At 45.3% G+C, this 17,195-nt stretch carries 20 protein-coding genes; 13 read left to right on the top strand and 7 right to left on the bottom strand.

What is annotated here, in order from left to right:
* Positions 1 to 189: 189 nt before the first annotated feature.
* Positions 190 to 1,218: a stage II sporulation protein D gene (gene spoIID / locus WCV65_RS19710; RefSeq protein WP_338778846.1), complete on the top strand. Its 1,029-nt coding sequence runs from the start codon at positions 190 to 192 to the stop codon at positions 1,216 to 1,218.
* 231 nt (positions 1,219 to 1,449) lie between these two features.
* Here spoIID and WCV65_RS19705 read toward each other — a convergent pair whose 3' ends face one another.
* Positions 1,450 to 1,941: an N-acetyltransferase family protein gene (locus tag WCV65_RS19705; RefSeq protein WP_338778844.1), complete on the bottom strand. Its 492-nt coding sequence runs from the start codon at positions 1,939 to 1,941 to the stop codon at positions 1,450 to 1,452.
* 2 nt (positions 1,942 to 1,943) lie between these two features.
* Positions 1,944 to 2,372: a VanZ family protein gene (locus WCV65_RS19700; RefSeq protein WP_338778843.1), complete on the bottom strand. Its 429-nt coding sequence runs from the start codon at positions 2,370 to 2,372 to the stop codon at positions 1,944 to 1,946.
* Between the two features lie 123 nt (positions 2,373 to 2,495).
* On the opposite strand from WCV65_RS19700, the gene WCV65_RS19695 reads away from it, so the two are divergent.
* A complete protein-coding gene (locus WCV65_RS19695; RefSeq protein WP_338778842.1) occupies positions 2,496 to 3,290 on the top strand; it encodes a M23 family metallopeptidase in 795 nt (264 codons plus the stop codon).
* A gap of 108 nt (positions 3,291 to 3,398) precedes the next feature.
* Positions 3,399 to 4,385 (top strand): Gfo/Idh/MocA family oxidoreductase, encoded by a 987-nt coding sequence (locus WCV65_RS19690; protein ID WP_338778841.1) that lies wholly within the window; start codon positions 3,399 to 3,401, stop codon positions 4,383 to 4,385.
* 31 nt (positions 4,386 to 4,416) lie between these two features.
* Here the strand turns inward: WCV65_RS19690 and WCV65_RS19685 are convergent, their stop codons facing one another.
* The 4 genes from WCV65_RS19685 to WCV65_RS19670 form a co-directional block, all read right to left on the bottom strand.
* Complete coding sequence (locus tag WCV65_RS19685) at positions 4,417 to 4,689, bottom strand: GNAT family N-acetyltransferase (RefSeq protein ID WP_338778840.1); 273 nt, start codon at positions 4,687 to 4,689, stop codon at positions 4,417 to 4,419.
* Positions 4,690 to 5,274: 585 nt separating this feature from the next.
* Positions 5,275 to 5,994 (bottom strand): ABC transporter ATP-binding protein, encoded by a 720-nt coding sequence (locus WCV65_RS19680; protein ID WP_051860683.1) that lies wholly within the window; start codon positions 5,992 to 5,994, stop codon positions 5,275 to 5,277.
* Positions 5,995 to 5,999: 5 nt separating this feature from the next.
* Complete coding sequence (locus tag WCV65_RS19675) at positions 6,000 to 7,682, bottom strand: iron ABC transporter permease (RefSeq protein ID WP_338778839.1); 1,683 nt, start codon at positions 7,680 to 7,682, stop codon at positions 6,000 to 6,002.
* A 59-nt stretch (positions 7,683 to 7,741) separates the two neighbouring features.
* The gene (locus tag WCV65_RS19670; RefSeq protein ID WP_338778838.1) at positions 7,742 to 8,800 is read right to left on the bottom strand and encodes a Fe(3+) ABC transporter substrate-binding protein; all 1,059 of its coding nucleotides are present in this window, start codon (positions 8,798 to 8,800) and stop codon (positions 7,742 to 7,744) included.
* Positions 8,801 to 9,295: 495 nt separating this feature from the next.
* Between WCV65_RS19670 and spoIIID the strand changes: the two genes are divergently transcribed.
* The 9 genes from spoIIID (at position 9,296) to WCV65_RS19625 (ending at position 15,932) form a co-directional block, all read left to right on the top strand.
* Positions 9,296 to 9,571 carry a sporulation transcriptional regulator SpoIIID gene (gene spoIIID / locus WCV65_RS19665; protein WP_035408105.1) on the top strand — a complete coding sequence of 92 codons (276 nt, stop codon included), beginning with the start codon at positions 9,296 to 9,298 and terminating at the stop codon, positions 9,569 to 9,571.
* Between the two features lie 149 nt (positions 9,572 to 9,720).
* Positions 9,721 to 10,722 (top strand): rod shape-determining protein, encoded by a 1,002-nt coding sequence (locus tag WCV65_RS19660; protein WP_035408107.1) that lies wholly within the window; start codon positions 9,721 to 9,723, stop codon positions 10,720 to 10,722.
* Between the two features lie 119 nt (positions 10,723 to 10,841).
* The gene (locus WCV65_RS19655) at positions 10,842 to 11,447 is read left to right on the top strand and encodes a TetR/AcrR family transcriptional regulator (RefSeq protein ID WP_338778837.1); all 606 of its coding nucleotides are present in this window, start codon (positions 10,842 to 10,844) and stop codon (positions 11,445 to 11,447) included.
* A 73-nt stretch (positions 11,448 to 11,520) separates the two neighbouring features.
* Positions 11,521 to 11,925: a DUF6188 family protein gene (locus tag WCV65_RS19650; RefSeq protein ID WP_338778836.1), complete on the top strand. Its 405-nt coding sequence runs from the start codon at positions 11,521 to 11,523 to the stop codon at positions 11,923 to 11,925.
* 1,053 nt (positions 11,926 to 12,978) lie between these two features.
* Positions 12,979 to 13,815 (top strand): flagellar hook-basal body protein, encoded by an 837-nt coding sequence (locus tag WCV65_RS19645; RefSeq protein WP_338778835.1) that lies wholly within the window; start codon positions 12,979 to 12,981, stop codon positions 13,813 to 13,815.
* A gap of 15 nt (positions 13,816 to 13,830) precedes the next feature.
* The gene (locus WCV65_RS19640; protein ID WP_338778834.1) at positions 13,831 to 14,643 is read left to right on the top strand and encodes a flagellar hook-basal body protein; all 813 of its coding nucleotides are present in this window, start codon (positions 13,831 to 13,833) and stop codon (positions 14,641 to 14,643) included.
* 22 nt (positions 14,644 to 14,665) lie between these two features.
* The gene (locus WCV65_RS19635) at positions 14,666 to 14,944 is read left to right on the top strand and encodes a DNA-directed RNA polymerase subunit beta (RefSeq protein WP_338778833.1); all 279 of its coding nucleotides are present in this window, start codon (positions 14,666 to 14,668) and stop codon (positions 14,942 to 14,944) included.
* Between the two features lie 85 nt (positions 14,945 to 15,029).
* Entirely contained in the window at positions 15,030 to 15,464 is a 435-nt protein-coding gene (fabZ, locus tag WCV65_RS19630; RefSeq protein WP_338778832.1) for a 3-hydroxyacyl-ACP dehydratase FabZ, read from the top strand.
* Between the two features lie 204 nt (positions 15,465 to 15,668).
* Positions 15,669 to 15,932: a hypothetical protein gene (locus tag WCV65_RS19625; RefSeq protein ID WP_338778831.1), complete on the top strand. Its 264-nt coding sequence runs from the start codon at positions 15,669 to 15,671 to the stop codon at positions 15,930 to 15,932.
* Positions 15,933 to 15,965: 33 nt separating this feature from the next.
* On the opposite strand, the gene WCV65_RS19620 is transcribed toward WCV65_RS19625, so the two are convergent.
* Positions 15,966 to 16,424 carry a YwpF family protein gene (locus tag WCV65_RS19620; RefSeq protein WP_338778830.1) on the bottom strand — a complete coding sequence of 153 codons (459 nt, stop codon included), beginning with the start codon at positions 16,422 to 16,424 and terminating at the stop codon, positions 15,966 to 15,968.
* Positions 16,425 to 16,649: 225 nt separating this feature from the next.
* Here WCV65_RS19620 and ssb point away from each other — a divergent pair, with 225 nt between their 5' ends.
* The gene (gene ssb / locus WCV65_RS19615) at positions 16,650 to 16,997 is read left to right on the top strand and encodes a single-stranded DNA-binding protein (RefSeq protein ID WP_035408124.1); all 348 of its coding nucleotides are present in this window, start codon (positions 16,650 to 16,652) and stop codon (positions 16,995 to 16,997) included.
* Positions 16,998 to 17,195: the final 198 nt, after the last annotated feature.

The raw sequence follows: 17,195 nt of genomic DNA, 5'->3' as shown, positions 1-17,195 counted from the left end.
TCACTTCCAGTATACCTTCATTTAAGGGAATTCATTCCTGTTCCTTGTGAAACATTTTTCGCTATTTTTCGATGAACTTATCCATTTCAAAAACGTTCTACTAACCCTTTCATATCAAATGCAGTCATAAAAGGTTGTCCAAGCCCATAGGATGGAGTATACGCATTACTCAATCAGGAGGCTCAGTGGATGAAATCTATGAAACCGCTATTGGTCGTACTAGCCGGACTTTTTATTTTAGTTCTCATGATCCCGGCGCTGCTTGTTTCCCCCTTCGTCAGCCAGTCAAACGGCAGTCTGGGAGAAGAACTGAAGCAGAAGGAACAGCAGGAGAAGCCGCAGGTACCAAAATCAAGTGTGACCGTGTCGGTTTACCGGACCGCTGCCAAAAAGGTAGAGAACGTGGCACTTGAGGATTATGTATTTGGAGTCGTCGCCTCAGAAATGCCGGCTGATTTTGAAGAGGAAGCATTGAAAGCCCAGGCACTTGCGGCAAGAACCGTAATCGTCAAATCGCTTACTGCCGGAAAAGGTATCTCAACCCCAACCGGCCAGAAAGCAAATGTCACAGACACAGTAATCCATCAGGTATACCGGAACAAAGAAGAATTGAAGAAATTATGGGGTAGCGACTATAGCTGGCGATCTGAGAAAGTGCTGGCTGCCGTATCAGGAACCTCCGGACAAATCCTTACCTATGAGAACAAGCCGATTACCGCATCCTTCTTCTCAACAAGCAACGGCTATACGGAAAACTCGGAAGACTATTGGCCAAACGCCATACCATACTTAAGAAGTGTCAAAAGTACATGGGATGAAGCATCCCCTAAATACTACAGTCAGCAAATCTTTTCTGTCGCAGACTTCCAGAGAAAACTCGGTGTGTCTCTCAAAAGCGCAAACTCCGTCGGAAAAGTAATCGAGCGAACCTCAAGCAACCGCGTCGCAAAAGTGGAAATCGGCGGCAAAACCTTAACCGGCCGTGATGTCCGTGACAAACTTCAGCTGAAATCCACCGACTTCACCTGGACACTAAAAGGCGGCAACGTCGTCATCCAAACGAAGGGATACGGCCACGGAGTCGGAATGAGCCAATACGGAGCGAACTTCATGGCTCAGGACGGAAAATCGTACAAAGACATCGTCGGATACTACTATAATGGAACGACACTCGCAGCTGCAGACCCGTTTTTAACGAAATTGACGGCACAGCAATAGGGCACAGTCTCCTTTGGGGGCTGTGTTTTTTGTTTCAAAATGATAAAAGGACCGGCCACCATAAACCAGTAAGAGGATAGCAAGCCGCCACTTGGTTCTCACCAGCGATCCCCCAAATCATCGTTGTAAGTCTAGCTCTCCACTTTTTCCTAAAAGGTGTCATAAAAAATGGATCAAGTCAATCACGATAACAAAAAGACGGCCGGTACTCGGGTACCGGCCGTCTCTCGTTTATCCCACTCGTTTCCCCAAAATCACTAAATCACGCTCCACACCCTCAAGGTTTGCCACCTTCGGAAGAGTGCCCCATCGTTCAAACCCAAATCGTTCAAACAAACGGATGCTTGGTTCGTTGTGTCCAAAAACAAATCCGAGCAGGGTTTGGATATTCAATTCCTTGCACTGATCGATTGCAGCCTGGAGCAGTTTTTTCCCAAGACCTCCTCCGCGGAAGGCCGGGTCAATGTAAATGCTGACCTCAGCGGTGTGCTTATAGGCTTCTCTGCCGTAGAACGGCTGGAGGCTGATCCAGCTTGTAATGACGCCTGATGCATCCTCAGCGACCCATAGCGGGTACTGCTCATTATGATCATCAAACCATTTTCCCCGGGCTTCATAGGTAACCGGCGCAAGGTCCGCCGTCACCATCCTGGATGCAATCGTTGTATTATAAATATCTACAATTCGTTCTAAATCTTCCCTTTTGGCTAATCTCAGCTTCATTGTCAGTTCCTCCGATCAAGCGTTTCAAGCCTTTGAAAAAAGCGGTACATACGTGAATCCTTCGACTTGAAATAAGTGTATCTCATAATGATATAGGAAACGGTGATTCCCACTGCATCCTTAAACAGATCAAACCAGGTTGACGTCCGAAACGGCGTGAACATCTGGTGGATCTCATCAATCGCCCCATATGAAAGGCAAACGATGACAATCGCAAGGCTTGTCCCTGCTGTCCATTTTCCGTGAACGGCGAGGGCAAATGCAAACATCCAATACAGGATTCCAAACTCTATTAAATGGAGCGAGTCTTTAAATACCGCCTCAAACGTAAATGGTGCATTCGGGTCTCCCGGGATGCTCGAAAGCTCCCAAATCAGCCACATATAAGCGATCGGGGCAACCGTCAGCACCCAGTATAATAGTTTCTTCATCGTCCTCATCCTTTTTTGCATAATGGCAAAATCACTGGAGCATACTAAGCGTTTTTTAAATTTTTTTTGGCAAATGTATATATTTTCAGAATTGTGTTCAGAATGGTTGCTGAGGTGATGAAGATGAGAGAGGAAGAAAAAAATCGTACTTCTCAACAATCAAAGGTTCAGCAATTTTTTAGAAAACGCTGGGTATTTCCGGCAATCTACTTAGTTAGTGCAGCTTTGATTTTAACAAGTGTGTTATGGTATCAGGCAACACGCGATATGAACCCGGTAGGCGAACAGCCAGGCAAGCCCCAAACTGAAAAGGGACAGGATGCTGCTGAAGTAGCCAAGCCAGTGGAGAATATCACAACGCCGGCTCTTGACAAAGAAGAGATTCAAGTCGTGAAAAAGTTCTATGATTCCAAGTCTTCTAAAGAAGAGCAGGAAGCGGCACTCGTATCCTATAATAACACGTACAGTCCGAACCAAGGAATCGACCTTGCGAAGATGGACGGTAAGGAATTCGATGTGACAGCTTCTCTAAGCGGAACCGTACTAAGAGCAGAAAAAGATCCGATCCTAGGATACGTTGTTGAAATTCAGCACGAGGATAGCGTAACAACTGTCTATCAATCTCTAGCATCTGTTGCAGTAGAAGAAGGCGACACAGTCGCACAGCATGCAGTAATCGGTAAGGCCGGGAAAAATCTATTAAACGAAAAGAACGGCGTACACGTACACTTTGAAATCCGTAAAGACGGAAAAGCATTGAACCCTGCTAACCTTCTTGACAAGCCTGCAACCGCCATCTCTGATGAAGCAGCAGCTGCAAGCAAAGAAACAGAAGCAAAGCAGCAGGAAGAAAAGAAAAATGAGAAGCAAGAAGACGCTAAAGAATCTGAAGCTTCCGTTCCTTCTAAAAACGCATAATCATGGCTTTACATTTTGAACCCGTACGGTGCTCCTGCATCATGCGGGTTTTTCTTTTGAGTATGGTAAAATAAATGCGGAACTACCATCGTCAAAGGAGAGATATACATGATACGTTTTGGAGTGATCGGAACAAACTGGATTACCGAAAAATTTCTTGATGCCGCAGCTCAAACAGGTGAACTGGAGCTAACTGCCGTTTACTCCCGGACAGAGGACCGCGCATCCCAGTTTGCAGAAAAGCACGGCGCCCGCCATACATATACAAGCCTTGAAAAATTTGCAGCCAGTAAAGAATTCGATGCAGTGTACATCGCAAGCCCGAATTCCCTGCATGCGGAACAGGCTATTCTTTGCATGAACCACGGCAAGCATGTCCTATGTGAAAAGCCCATTGCCTCAAACGCTGCTGAAATGAAAAAAATGATCGAAGCGGCACAAGCAAACGATGTCTTACTGATGGAAGCCATGAAAACAACCCTGCTTCCAAACTTCGCATCCATCCAAAGCAACCTGAAAAAAATCGGAAAGATCCGCCGCTACGTAGCAAGCTACTGCCAATATTCATCCCGCTACGATGCCTATAAAGAAGGTAAAATCCTAAATGCGTTCAAACCCGAATTCTCGAACGGCTCGATGATGGATATCGGCATCTACTGCATCGCACCAATGGTTGCCCTATTCGGCAAGCCGAACTCCATCCAGGCAACCGCGCACCTGCTCGAATCCGGTGTAGACGGCGAAGGCAGCATCCTGTTTCAATACGACGAACACGACGCCATCGTCATGTTCTCCAAAATTACCGACTCCTACATCCCGTCCGAAATCCAAGGGGAAGCAGGCAGCATCGTCATCGAGAAATTCAGCACAATGGAAAACGTCCGCATTCAATACCGTACCGGCGAATCAGAAAACATCAACGTCGAGCAAAATGAAAACTCCATGTACGACGAAGCAAAAGAATTCGCAGCCCTCATCCGTTCCGGAAAACGCGAATCAACCATCAACACATTCGAAAACTCCTTAATCGTTCTCGAAATCATGGATGAAGCACGCCGTCAAATCGGACTCGTTTATCCAGCAGATCAGGCATGAAAAAAAGGTGCAATTCGCACCTTTTTTTACGTTATAAGTCCATATAAACAAACTCCCGATATTTAACAAAATTGTTTTTCCTGTAAAAATTCTTTGCCGCTTCATTATCGAACCAATAATCCAACTCAACCTTCGTAATACCTTTAGACTTTGCAACCTCTGCAACTTCCTCCATCAGCCTGGAACCGTACCCCTGATTTCTCATATGATCCGCAATACTTATTTGATGAACATATACCGATCGATACGCCTTTTTAAAAGCATTCTCCGGATAATTTCGTATCTCAATCCAAGCATAGCCCAAAGGCTGCCCAACCTCCTCAAGCACCAGGAAAATGAACTCCCTTCCGTCTCGATAATTCCTTGAAAAAAACTCCTGATTTCACTGTAATCATATGCCTTAAAATACTCCGGATATAATGCTGTATGTACATCGTGAACATATCGATTCAGCTTAGCGACTAACTCAAAATCCTTCGTCCGAATAATATTCATTCCTATTCATCCTTCTTTGTAAAAAAATCCCTTTATTCATACTAACATGAAACTCTACTTGGGAAAATTCCTTTTTCAAGACTGGCTAAAAAATCCGTCCACTTGGATGGAAGAACAACTTATTTGGGACGGAAAAATTCCTGGTCACTAGCGGCTGAATTCCATCTGTGAGCGGCCAAATAAAGTGGAGGAACGGTCAGATTTAATTGCTGACCTGCCAAAAAAAGTGTCCAACAGCTTAATAAAATGCACCGGACAAATTCCATCCGCGACCGGCTAAATAATTGTGAGTACCGGCCAAAACCAGTACGCCAACCGCCATATTCGGCACGCACCTCCACTCCCCCAGATCTACCTTAACCAAAAAACGGCAGGATAAGCTCCAGCCGCTAGTTCATTTAATATATTCTTTCTGGTGGATAGTTTCCATATCCTCTGCCAGGAGGTCGCAGGGTTTTCCTATTTGAGTAATTTTTCCGTCCTTCATAATCACGATTCGGTCAGCGAGTGATCTTGCATCCTCCCGATCATGAGTTACAAAAATGGATGTAATGCCAGTTTGCTTCAAAATGGAGCGTAATTCATCCCGAATTTTTTGCTGGAGTTCGGAATCAAGATTGCTGAATGGTTCGTCCAGCATAAGCAGGGAGGGGTTGGGAGCGAGTGCCCTGGCAAGTGCTACACGCTGCTGCTGGCCGCCACTTAATTCATATGGATAGCGATTGGCAAAGTCATGAAGACCAACGAGATGTAAGAGCTCCTTGACACGTTCATTCTTTTCCTTTTTACTGCGTTTTTTTAATCCGAATTTTATATTATCGGCCACACTTAAATGCGGGAAAAGGGCGTAATCTTGAAAAACCAATCCGACGCCTCTTTTTTCAGGCTGTATAAAATGGAATGGATTGGACACAATCTTGTTGTTTATTTCAATGGAACCGCTGCTAGGCACTTCAAGACCGGCAATTAGCCTTAGGATCGTACTTTTTCCGCTTCCGCTATTCCCAAGGATCGAAACAATTTCCCCTTCTTCAATCGATAACACAAAATCCTGGATGGTCTGTTCATTTGAGTTTCTATATTGGAAATGTAAATTTTGTATTTGGACAAACATCAGATTTACTCCCTTTCCAGCACTTTATGAAAGAAATAGATGGACACGCCGCTAATAAGGATGATTAATATGGACGCTGAAGCCGCCTCATGGATTTGTTCATTTCCAGCATACTGAAACGCCTTTGTTGCCAGTGTATAGAAATTAAATGGCTGTAAGATCAGCGTCAAGGGCAATTCCTTTAATATCTCAATAAATACAAGGATAAATGCTCCGAAAACCGCTCCTGAAATCATCCTGAGATCCACTTTAAAAAAGGTTTGTGTTATCGACATGCCAAGCGTTCTGGAGGCTTCTGTAAAGCTGACCCCTATTTTATCAAAACCTGACTCAATCGAGTTAAATCCTAAAGCCAGGAATCGAATGACGTAGGCAAAGATCAGCATTGAGATACTTATGCTTAAAACGATTGTTGGTTCAAACCCAGCTATTTTAGAGAAAGCAGCGATCTGCCTATCAAGAGCAAGAAAGAGGGAAAGAACCCCCATAGCAATCACGGCGCCGGGTATGGAATAGCCAAAAATTACAATTTTGGACGTGGCTTTGGAGAAGGCTCCGCTGAATAACCGATAAAAATTTGCGGTCACCAATGAGATCAGCACAATGATGAAAGAGGCAATGACCGCAACGAAGGTGGAATTCCAGACTAACGTCAGGAAACCGGCATTGACTACTTTGTCAAAGGTGATGAAGGCCCAGTAACTCAATTGAATGAATGGAACAAGAAAAGTAACTAGGAAAATAAAGCTGAAATAGGCGAAGACCGACCAGGCTTTAGCCCCTTTTAAAGGTGCAGGCTGAAGCGGACGGACCTTGGATGTCGAATAGCTGTACTTTTTGCGGCTTCTTAACAGTCTCTCCAAAAGCAGAACCACAATCACGAAAGTCATGAGTATTCCGGAAAGCTTAATTGCTGAGCCGATGTCCCCCATCCCGAACCATGTCTGAAAAATGGCCGTACTGAAAGTTTGAATGCCAAAATATTTAACCACACCGTAATCATTTAATACTTCCAATATCACTAAACTTACTCCGCCAATAATGGAAGCCCTTGAAATAGGGAGGATCACGCGGAAGAAAATCTCATATGGATTTCTTCCAAGCAAGCGGGAGTTTTCAACAAGGGAAGCAGATTGCTTTTCCAAAAAACTTTTTGTGATGATATAAACATATGGGAATAAAAAAATGGAATAAATGAAGATGGCACCAGGAACATTCATAATTGAAAAGTACTTGGGATTTAGTGCGGCACCGAAGTTATTTCTCAATGCTGATTGAATGACACCTGTATAATTTAAAAGCCCATGATACGTATAAGCCCCGATATAGGGAGGAATAGCGAGCGGCAAAATGACTCCCCATTTAAAAAAATTCCGTAATGGAAATTCATAAGCTGACACAAGCCAAGCCATGCTGACCCCGATGATCACCGTGATGATGCTAGTAAAGAACACAATGATCAGGGTGTTCTGAATAAAATTTGTCAGAAGAAATTGTTTAATATGCTCCCAGTTTTCGCTCGGTTCCGTAAAGGATTGGACGCCGATAAATAGAACAGGAAGCAAAATCATAAATATGAATAGGAAACTTAGAAGCGACCAGCCATTCAGGTGACGTTTAATTTGGTGAAACAAACCCATCATTCCTAACCCGTTTGAAAATTTATAAAAGAGTGCCGTATCGCTCATGCAATACGGCACGTCTCTTGAATGATTTTATCTCTTTTCAGGTGAATGGGAAAGAAAGATTATTTCCAGCCGGCCTCATTAAACAGCTTCACGGCATCGGCATTGTTCTTCCCAAGCTCTGACAATTGAAGATCCTGGGCTTTAAAATCACCCCATGATTTAAGCAATTCAGATGGCTGTACATCGGGATTGACCGGGTACTCATAATTAGCTTCGGCAAATTTGCCCTGCGCCTCTTTACCGGATAGGAATTCCATTAATTTTACTGCATTCTCTTTGTTTTTTGCGTGCTTCGTAAGCCCAATTCCGCTGACATTTACATGGGTGCCGTCTGTTTCCTGATTCGGGAAGAAAACGCCAACCTTTTCAGCAACTTTAACCTCTTCAGGATCCTCGGAATTCAACATAACACCCACATAATAAGTGTTCATAATCGCAACGTCACCCTCACCCGCAACGATTGCCCTTGCCTGATCGCGGTCATTTCCCTGCGGACTTCTCGCCAAATTACTCACAATCCCTTTAGCCCATGATTTCGCTTTTTCTTCTCCGTTTAATGAGATAAAGGATGCTAAAAGTGATTGATTGTATACATTATCAGCCGGACGAACAAGCACCTTGCCCTTCCATTCAGGCTCAGTCAGATTTTCATAGGTAGACAATTGATCCGGATTAACGCGATCCTTGGAGTACACAATAACGCGGGCTCTTTTCGTTAAACCATACCATTCCTTCTCCTTGTCCATTAAGTTTTCAGGAACGTTCGCGGCAAGCGTTTTGCTTTCCACAGGCTGAAGCAGGTTTTTCTCCTTAGCCCAATGCAGTCTTCCGGCATCAGAAGTTAAAAATAGATCGCCCTGAGTAGCCTCGCCTTCTCTGGAAAGACGCTCAATTAATTCATTTTCTTCCCCTTTTACTACATTTACTTTAATTCCTGTCTGCTTTGTAAACTCCGCATAAAGGGCATCATCCGTTTCATAATGACGGCTCGTATATAAGTTGACTTCCCCTTTTTTTTCTGACCCGGATCCTTCTGTATTTGCTCCGCATCCAGCAAGAATTCCAAGCAGCAAAATGGAAATAAGAGCGAAGACCTGTAACCTCATTTTTTTTATCATTCGAGTGCTTCTCCTTTATGTAAAATTGTTCAATAATGATTTTCATTCTCAATTATTATTGATAACCCTTTTCATGTCAATCCTAAAATGTTCGTTCAGCCATAAGTTTTACTCTCCCCGCGAGATGGAATTTTCAAGTAACCTCGATTTTCATGCGAATCAGTCAAATAAATCCGGTTTTTACCATTCGAAAAATAAATTAAGATTCTAAATTCCCATAAGTTTCACATATTCTTTAGCATATGCCCTGTATTTTAACAGGAAAGTTTACGCAATCCCTTGTCCCTGTTGACTTTTTAGCATATTACTGCAACCAAGCTAATAGAATGTTACAAACCTAACAAAGAGAGTGTTTGAGGTGAGGATCGTGGCTGTTTATTGTGAATCCACCAGCGGAAGCATCTTTAGAGTACATTCCATCCCAGCAGCTGATGTCTCTTAATATGCGGGTCTCATTTCACACTTCTCACATCCATTTTAGGGAGGTCGAGTGGTGTGCACGATTACATCAAAGAGCGTACTATCAAGATTGGAAAGTATATCGTGGAGACTAAAAAAACAGTTCGCGTGATTGCGAAAGAGTTTGGGGTTTCCAAAAGTACTGTCCATAAAGATCTGACAGAGCGATTGCCTGAAATTAACCCGGAGCTTGCAGCAGAGGTAAAGGAAATTCTGGATTATCATAAATCCATTCGCCATTTGAGAGGCGGAGAAGCAACAAAATTGAAATACCGCAAGGAAGACATTCTTCATGAAGAACCAGTGAAATAAGCGTATCTTTGTAAATCCAATCCCATCTAAAAATGTGTAGATTCTTTACCAAATAACACCTATTATTTGTATTATGTGATACAATATGTAATTAGGTGCAATTATGGATATACACGGGAATCGTGATTTGCAAGGAGGAAAAGGGAACAATGTTTGCAAGGGACATAGGAATCGACCTCGGTACAGCCAACGTACTGATACATGTTAAAGGGAAAGGGATCGTGCTGAACGAACCTTCCGTTGTCGCGATGGACCGCAATACAGGAAAAGTGCTGGCAGTCGGCGAAGAAGCAAGAAGAATGGTAGGACGTACGCCTGGGAACATTGTTGCCATCCGTCCGTTAAAAGATGGAGTCATTGCAGATTTTGAAGTGACGGAAGCGATGCTGAAGCACTTCATTAACAAGCTCAATCTTAAAGGTGTTTTTTCGAAACCGCGCATGCTGATTTGCTGCCCAACGAACATCACTTCTGTTGAACAGAAAGCGATCAGGGAAGCAGCTGAAAAAAGCGGCGGCAAAAACGTTTTCCTGGAAGAAGAGCCTAAGGTTGCCGCAATCGGCGCCGGAATGGATATCTTCCAGCCAAGCGGAAATATGGTTGTGGATATAGGCGGTGGAACAACGGATATCGCAGTGCTTTCCATGGGCGATATCGTCACCGCCTCTTCCATTAAGATGGCAGGGGACAAGTTCGATACAGAAATCCTCAATCATATCAAACGAGAGTACAAGCTTCTGATTGGAGAGCGTACTGCCGAAGATATTAAGATTAAGGTAGCAACGGTATTCCCAGGCGCACGTCAAGAAGAAATCGCAATTCGCGGCCGTGACATGGTAAGCGGTTTGCCAAGAACGATTACTGTTACATCCAAAGAAATTGAACAAGCCCTAAAAGAATCCGTAGCCGTAATCGTCCAGGCAGCTAAAGGCGTGCTGGAACGCACACCGCCTGAGCTGTCTGCTGACATCATCGACCGCGGGATCATCCTGACAGGGGGCGGAGCCCTTCTGAACGGAATCGATCAGCTAATGGCTGAAGAACTAAAGGTGCCAGTGCTTGTCGCAGAAAATCCAATGGACTGTGTTGCCATTGGAACAGGAATTATGCTCGACAACGTGGACCGTCTTGCCAAAAGAAAAATTATGTAAAACTCTATGGCCTGATTCTGAACGGAATCAGGCCATTTTTTTAGAGTTCGGTTGACAGCATACAAAATAAAAGCTTACAATCTTATCATATGATAAGGAACAGAAGGGAAGGCAAATGAATGGCACCCAAGCAAAATACCGCAGCCGAAATGGGAGATACACGAAGAAACATTATTAAGGCAGCGGAAGGTTTATTCATGGAATACGGGTACCGCGCCATCTCAACCCGCAAAATTGCAGACACCTGCGGCCTCACTCAGCCAGCCCTTTATCACCATTTTCCCAACAAAAAAAGCCTCTACGTTGAAGTCGTAAGGAATTACTTATACGAAATGCAAACAGGACTCGAGCGGATCATTAAGCGGCATCCAGATCTCGAAGACTCTTTATACCGGGTTACCCGCTACATCATTTTGCACCAGCCGAAAAAGCTAAGCCAAATGTTTCACGATATTGAATATGAAATGACCGTTGAAGATCAAATGATGATCAGCCAATGCTGGAGCGAAGCCTATCAAATACCGATTTCATCTATTTTTGAACGCGCAGCAGCAGAAGGAACCCTTAAGGATCCGGATTCTCTAAAGGCAACCACATCCATTTACTCTCACATTTTTATGAGTATGCTCAGCCACCCGCTGCCAGGCGACAGCAAAACACTCGATCAGCGGGCAAGACTATATACAGAAGTAATCCTGCGCGGACTCTCAGTGGAAAATATGTAAGTCCAGCAGCATGCCCCTTGCTTATCAATCGATAAGGAGAAATAAAAAGTAGACGCCAAACGGAGGAGAGACCATGAACGAAAGCCTTGATTTCCCTTACTTCAAAGGACAAAAAATAACCAAGCTCGAAAACGGCAAACCCCTCCCGTTGATCCTGCATTTCTCCAACGGAGGCCTCGTCATCGAATGCCCATGGAGACTCAAAAAAGACGGGCGCATCACCGTCGGCCAAACCGACTTCCAAACTGCCGGCACCGCCGGAGAATACTTAGATAAACTCAACACCCTGCTCGCCGGTAAGGAAATCCACAGCATTTGCTGGTGGAAGGAAGCTGAAATCCTTCGCGTCACCACAGAAAACCAAGCCGTACTCGACATCTTCCACAACAGCGCATCCTTCGAAGGCTGGGAACTATTCGGCGACAACGACTTTTCCTTCATCTCACTGCCAGGTGGAGAAGTGGAGAATATATCTTAAGTATGGAGCTGAACAGGGGACGTGGACTGTTTGGCTTTTTTTTTGCACTGACCCCCACTCTGCTAAAGCACTAAACCTCCGTCCCCCTCACTCAAAAAGCGTTAGTTGACAGGGGGTCAGAGGGACGATGCTTGTTCCCTCGGTCCTTTAAAGTGTTGAGGGTCAGTGCATTGCACTGACCCCCGCTCTGCTAAAGCACTAAACCTCCGTCCCCGCCACCAAAAAAGGTTTAGTTGTCAGGGGTTCGGTGCACCGATGCTTGTTCCCCCGCTCCTTTAAAGTATTGAGGGTCAGTGCAAACTTCAACCGCGGATATGAAGGTGGAAATGAAAACAGTTTACATGGCCGTGCCTGACCCGCCCTTCGCTAATGGACTAAAGCTCCGGCACCAACTCCAAAAACCGTTGGTACACAAGGCATCACCGCCCCCCGCCTCCGTCCCCGTATGCGGTGAAGAATGTGGGGACTGGCACCGTGCCTGACCCGCCCTCCGCTAATGAACTAAAGCTCCGGCACCAACTCCACAAAACGTTGGTACACAAGGCATCAGCGCCCACCCCCTCCGTCCCTACATACGGTGAAAAATGTGGGGACTGACCCCACTCAACCCCAATCCAACCCCAATCCAACCCCAATCCAACCCCAATCCAACCCCAATCCAACCCCAATCCAACCCCAATCCAACCCCAATCCAACCCCAATCCAACCCCAATCCAACCCCAATCCAACCGCCGCCACCCCCCAAAAAAAATCCCCACAAAAAAAGGGCACCCCGAGCCCTCACTGATCCAGTCCATCAGCAAGGCCTCTTTGGGTGCCTGAAATGCGGTTCAGATTAAGTGGGAACAAAATCGAACCAAAACACAATTTGAAAGGGGAACATAAAAGATATGTCCCAAATACATTATACGACATTTTGTCGGTTTTTGAAGGGTTATAGTAAAAATTTGTTGCAATTTGTCGAAAAAAATAAAGTAGGAGTTTTCATGAATTGTCATTTATAATAGAAATAGGAAAAAAGGCGCTTCACAATGCGCCGATATGAGGTGGATTATGCTTCGAGGGCTTTATACGGCTGCGGCCGGCATGCTTTCGCAACAGAAACGGACAGAAATGCTGTCAAACAACATCGCCAACGTGAATACGCCCGGTTATAAATCAGACCAGGCGGCCATCCGTGCTTTTCCAGAAATGCTGCTCAGCAGAATGGAAGGCAAGGATGCTCCAACCCAGAACCCCATGAATTTTGGAACCCAGACGCCAATCGGCTCTTTGAATACAGGTGCTTACGTACAGGAACTTGTCCCCCAGTTTACGCAAGGTGATTTAAGAGAAACAGGCTTGCCTTCAGATATCGCTCTTTTAGAGGAAGCGGTGCCTGCGAACGCGGATACCGGAATGAAAGGCTTCCTTCTTTTCGCAGTCGGAATGCCGGATGGGCAGGTCCGCTATACACGGAACGGCCATTTTACATTAAATGATCAAAACCAGCTTACGTCCCAGGGCGTCCCTGTTCTTTCCACAGCAGGCGCACCGATTACGATTACGGGTGATGAGTATGAAATCACCCAGGACGGCCGTGTAAGAATCGGCGGACAGGAAACCTCTCAAATCGACGTCCGTTTTGCAGGCGACGTCCGCAATCTCGTTAAAGAAGGAAACGGTTTGTTCAGAACAGCGGATAACGCTGCTCTGCCGACTGCAGCCGGGAATGCGAACGTTCGATATTCCTTGAAGCAGGGCTTCACAGAAGGCTCGAATGTGGATACAGCCCGTGCCTACACCGAGATGATGACCGCCTACCGTTCATTTGAAGCGAATCAAAAGGTATTGCAGGCGTATGACCGCAGTCTTGATAAAGCGGTCAATGAAATCGGCCGGTTAAGCTAATGAGGAGGAAATAACATGCTGAACTCCATGATTACGGCTTCCAACACGATGAACCAGGTGCAGAAGCAGCTCGACATAATTGGGCATAATATAGCCAACGTCGATACACAGGGATTCAAGCGCACGAATACAACGTTCGGTGAACTTGTGCGCCAGCAATACGACAACCAATCTGACCTGAACAAAGAGGTTGGCCGATCAACCGATTTCGGAATTCGCCAGGGAGTCGGAGCCCAGCTGATGCAAAATGTCGTCTTCAGCCAGGGAACCATTAAAAAAACGGAGCGTAACCTTGATTTTGCTTTCACGAAGCCGGGCCAGTTCTTAAAAGTGGAGGCAGATGGGCAAACTCGCTATACACGAAGCGGGGCGCTTTATCTTTCTGCAGAGGCAAACGGCAAGCTTGGGCTGGTGAATGCCAGCGGCCAACGAATTTTAGACGAAAACAATCAGCCGATTTTGCTGAACGAAAATGCTTCTTCCATCACTATTTCAGCCAACGGAACGCTGACAGCGCTTGACGGAAATGGACAGCCTGCCGGAACAGTCAACCTCGGCATCGTTCAATCCAACAAATCGCAATCACTTGTGCAGACAAACGGCAATCTTTATACACTTTTGAATCCGAATGACCAGACGGCCGTGACGGATCTGACTGGTGCAGCACGGGGACAGATTTCTGTAGAGCAGGGAGCTCTGGAAATGTCGAACGTCGATGTATCAAAAGAAATGACCGACATGCTCGTTTCACAGCGGGCGTATCAATTTAATGCAAAGTCCATTACAATCGGCGATCAGATGCTGGGATTAATCAACTCTGTCCGCTAATTATGCCGAAGGGGTTTTCACCATGGCTTCCAAAGACGCGTCCATGACCCGTGAAAAATATAAACAGGAAAAGAAAGCACAGGATCCAGCTCAAGAGGAAACGAAGCCTGCCGGGAAAATCCGGATTCGGCTCTTTCCGATTTGGCTGCGCTTATTAATTGTGGCCTTCCTGTTTATTTTGGCTGCCATTACTGGGGCAATGGTCGGGTATGGAGTCATTGGAGATGGGAATCCGCTTGATGTGCTGAAGCCATCCACGTGGCAGCATATCGTGGACCTGGTTGAAAAAGAGTCCGAATAAGTCTATACTCATGTTTGCGAAAGGAAGGATTCTCCTTCCTTTTTGCCGTATACATAGATAGGAAGATGAAAGGAGTCCGACCCATATGCTAGATATTCAGCAGATTAAAGAAATCATTCCTCACCGTTATCCGTTTTTACTGGTGGACCGCATCCTTGAAGTAGAAGAAGGGGCGCGTGCCGTCGGAATTAAAAATGTATCCGCGAATGAAGAATTTTTCAACGGACATTTCCCTGACTACCCGGTTATGCCTGGAGTATTAATTGTAGAAGCTCTCGCGCAGGTTGGAGCGGTAGCGATGCTTAAAAAAGAAGAAAATCGCGGCAGACTCGCATTTTTCACAGGAATCGATAATTGCCGATTTAAAAAACAAGTAAAACCAGGCGATCAGCTTCGCCTTGAAGTCGAAATCATCCGTTCCCGCGGCGCCCTTGGCAAAGGAAAAGCAACGGCAACCGTAGACGGACAAATTGTGTGCGAAGCGGAAATCATGTTTGCACTGGGCGAAAAAACAGAATAAAAAAAGACGCGTGAAATCCTGGCGGAAATCGCGCGTCTTTTATTTTTTTACCGGTGCCTTCGCCTTCTTCGTTCCGGCAAAAAGCACAGCCATTCCTGCAAGTACCGCTGCAGCGTATTTCATCGTACCCCTCCTTCGAATGAGCGGTTTTTTCGTGGGGCATGCTAATTCTTGAGAATAAACATCAAGAAGGGAGCATGCAGCATGAAAAAAGTATTTGGTCTTTTAACCGGTTTGATCCTGGCAATGGGCTTGGCCGGATGCTCAGACGATCCAGATCCCGAGGAAAAAAAGGATGAAAATCCGCCGGTGGAACAGGAAAATTACAACATGGAGCTTAAAAACGGCAACATGGCCCCGGGCAATATGAGACATGGACATGACCCGCAGAAGCTGGATGGCCGTATGGATAACAAGACCGAGAGACAAAAAGAAGATATGATGAAAAAGGATATGAAAAAGGACTAACAAAGAAGCCGGTCATCCTATAGACTGGCTTCTTTATTTAGTCGTTACAGATTCCTGCTGATCCTGTGTTTTATGCCACTGGGCGGAAAAAGCCTGCAGCAGGTCTTCACCATCTAATCCTTCATCCAAAAGCTCCGTTAAAATTCTCTCCGCGTTTCCAAATGGGCGGTTTGAAACCATTCTTCCTGAAAATAAAACGGATATCAGGTTATTTTCGAGCTCCACTACATTGCTGATTGCCGCTTTTAATTTAGCAGGGGTATTCGTTCTCTTGGAGATGGTAATCACAAGAGTCTGTTCATTCTTTTCATCCATAAGCTTTTGGAAGCGGTCCAAATGATCGCTGCTGATCAGCGCCTCAAGAAGCCAATCATTTTCGCCGTCCTTTTTGTTTATGACGAGGCCATCGTTTAAAGGAATCTCATCATAATGGCGGCCGTTCTCATCATTCCGTGCAATCTTCATGGAAACAAGCTTAAACGTCTTCATCATCATCCACCTCCGCATTGTTTTCCAGTCGTTTTTATCATTATAACATAGCGCATTATTTTTCTTATCTTTTACGAAAATCACAAAATAGATCCTTTAAATGGCCAGAACCTATCTTCTGTATCTTCATCAAAGGAAAATTGATGCCTAAAAATAACTTTTCCTGATTTTCCCTATTCTCAAACATCCATTACAATACGATTGACTAGGAAGGAAAGGAGAAACAGGATGATCAATCATGTAACGTTAGTAGGGCGTCTTACGAAGGATCCGGATATCCGCTACACGAAAGAAGGAGCCCCGGTTGCCCACATCACCCTCGCTGTCAGCCGTAATTTCAAAAACCACGCCGGTGAAATCGAAACAGATTTCGTCAATTGTACCCTGTGGAGAAGAACAGCCGAAAACACGGCGAATTACTGCCAAAAGGGCTCCATCGTCGGTGTCACCGGAAGAATCCAATCCCGAAAATACGAAAACGCAGAACGTAAAATGGTCTACGTCACAGAAGTCGTCGCAGACTCCGTCCGATTCATGAGCGGCCGTCCGCGCGAGCTCGCCGAACAGGAAACCTGATTTTCCGCTAACCTCCCTCTTATAGAAAAAATCACAAAACCCCTCTGATCCTCGTTTGACCAGCTGAAACCAATTCAGCTGGTGTTTTTTACATATCGCCAAACCCCCCTCCTGGTTTGCCCTGCCGCCTTTTCGGGAAGTCTTTTAGGGAGAATGTGAAACCTTTTAGGCTCTTAATCCGTACTAATGGTTTCGGGG

This window comes from Metabacillus sp. FJAT-52054, assembly GCF_037201815.1.
GTDB classification, from domain to species: domain Bacteria; phylum Bacillota; class Bacilli; order Bacillales; family Bacillaceae; genus Metabacillus_B; species Metabacillus_B sediminis.
The sequence above is the reverse complement of the archived record's forward strand: the minus strand, read 5'-3'. Positions and strand labels throughout refer to the sequence as shown.

What these genes read in the sequence shown, in the direction of transcription:
- spoIID (WP_338778846.1), top strand. Translation starts at nt 190, where the DNA reads ATGAAATCTATGAAACCGCTATTGGTCGTACTAGCCGGACTTTTTATT.
- WCV65_RS19705 (WP_338778844.1), bottom strand. Translation starts at nt 1,941, where the DNA reads ATGAAGCTGAGATTAGCCAAAAGGGAAGATTTAGAACGAATTGTAGAT.
- WCV65_RS19700 (WP_338778843.1), bottom strand. Translation starts at nt 2,372, where the DNA reads ATGAAGAAACTATTATACTGGGTGCTGACGGTTGCCCCGATCGCTTAT.
- WCV65_RS19695 (WP_338778842.1), top strand. Translation starts at nt 2,496, where the DNA reads ATGAGAGAGGAAGAAAAAAATCGTACTTCTCAACAATCAAAGGTTCAG.
- WCV65_RS19690 (WP_338778841.1), top strand. Translation starts at nt 3,399, where the DNA reads ATGATACGTTTTGGAGTGATCGGAACAAACTGGATTACCGAAAAATTT.
- WCV65_RS19680 (WP_051860683.1), bottom strand. Translation starts at nt 5,994, where the DNA reads ATGTTTGTCCAAATACAAAATTTACATTTCCAATATAGAAACTCAAAT.
- WCV65_RS19675 (WP_338778839.1), bottom strand. Translation starts at nt 7,682, where the DNA reads ATGAGCGATACGGCACTCTTTTATAAATTTTCAAACGGGTTAGGAATG.
- WCV65_RS19670 (WP_338778838.1), bottom strand. Translation starts at nt 8,800, where the DNA reads ATGATAAAAAAAATGAGGTTACAGGTCTTCGCTCTTATTTCCATTTTG.
- WCV65_RS19660 (WP_035408107.1), top strand. Translation starts at nt 9,721, where the DNA reads ATGTTTGCAAGGGACATAGGAATCGACCTCGGTACAGCCAACGTACTG.
- WCV65_RS19655 (WP_338778837.1), top strand. Translation starts at nt 10,842, where the DNA reads ATGGCACCCAAGCAAAATACCGCAGCCGAAATGGGAGATACACGAAGA.
- WCV65_RS19650 (WP_338778836.1), top strand. Translation starts at nt 11,521, where the DNA reads ATGAACGAAAGCCTTGATTTCCCTTACTTCAAAGGACAAAAAATAACC.
- WCV65_RS19645 (WP_338778835.1), top strand. Translation starts at nt 12,979, where the DNA reads ATGCTTCGAGGGCTTTATACGGCTGCGGCCGGCATGCTTTCGCAACAG.
- WCV65_RS19640 (WP_338778834.1), top strand. Translation starts at nt 13,831, where the DNA reads ATGCTGAACTCCATGATTACGGCTTCCAACACGATGAACCAGGTGCAG.
- WCV65_RS19635 (WP_338778833.1), top strand. Translation starts at nt 14,666, where the DNA reads ATGGCTTCCAAAGACGCGTCCATGACCCGTGAAAAATATAAACAGGAA.
- fabZ (WP_338778832.1), top strand. Translation starts at nt 15,030, where the DNA reads ATGCTAGATATTCAGCAGATTAAAGAAATCATTCCTCACCGTTATCCG.
- WCV65_RS19625 (WP_338778831.1), top strand. Translation starts at nt 15,669, where the DNA reads ATGAAAAAAGTATTTGGTCTTTTAACCGGTTTGATCCTGGCAATGGGC.
- WCV65_RS19620 (WP_338778830.1), bottom strand. Translation starts at nt 16,424, where the DNA reads ATGATGAAGACGTTTAAGCTTGTTTCCATGAAGATTGCACGGAATGAT.
- ssb (WP_035408124.1), top strand. Translation starts at nt 16,650, where the DNA reads ATGATCAATCATGTAACGTTAGTAGGGCGTCTTACGAAGGATCCGGAT.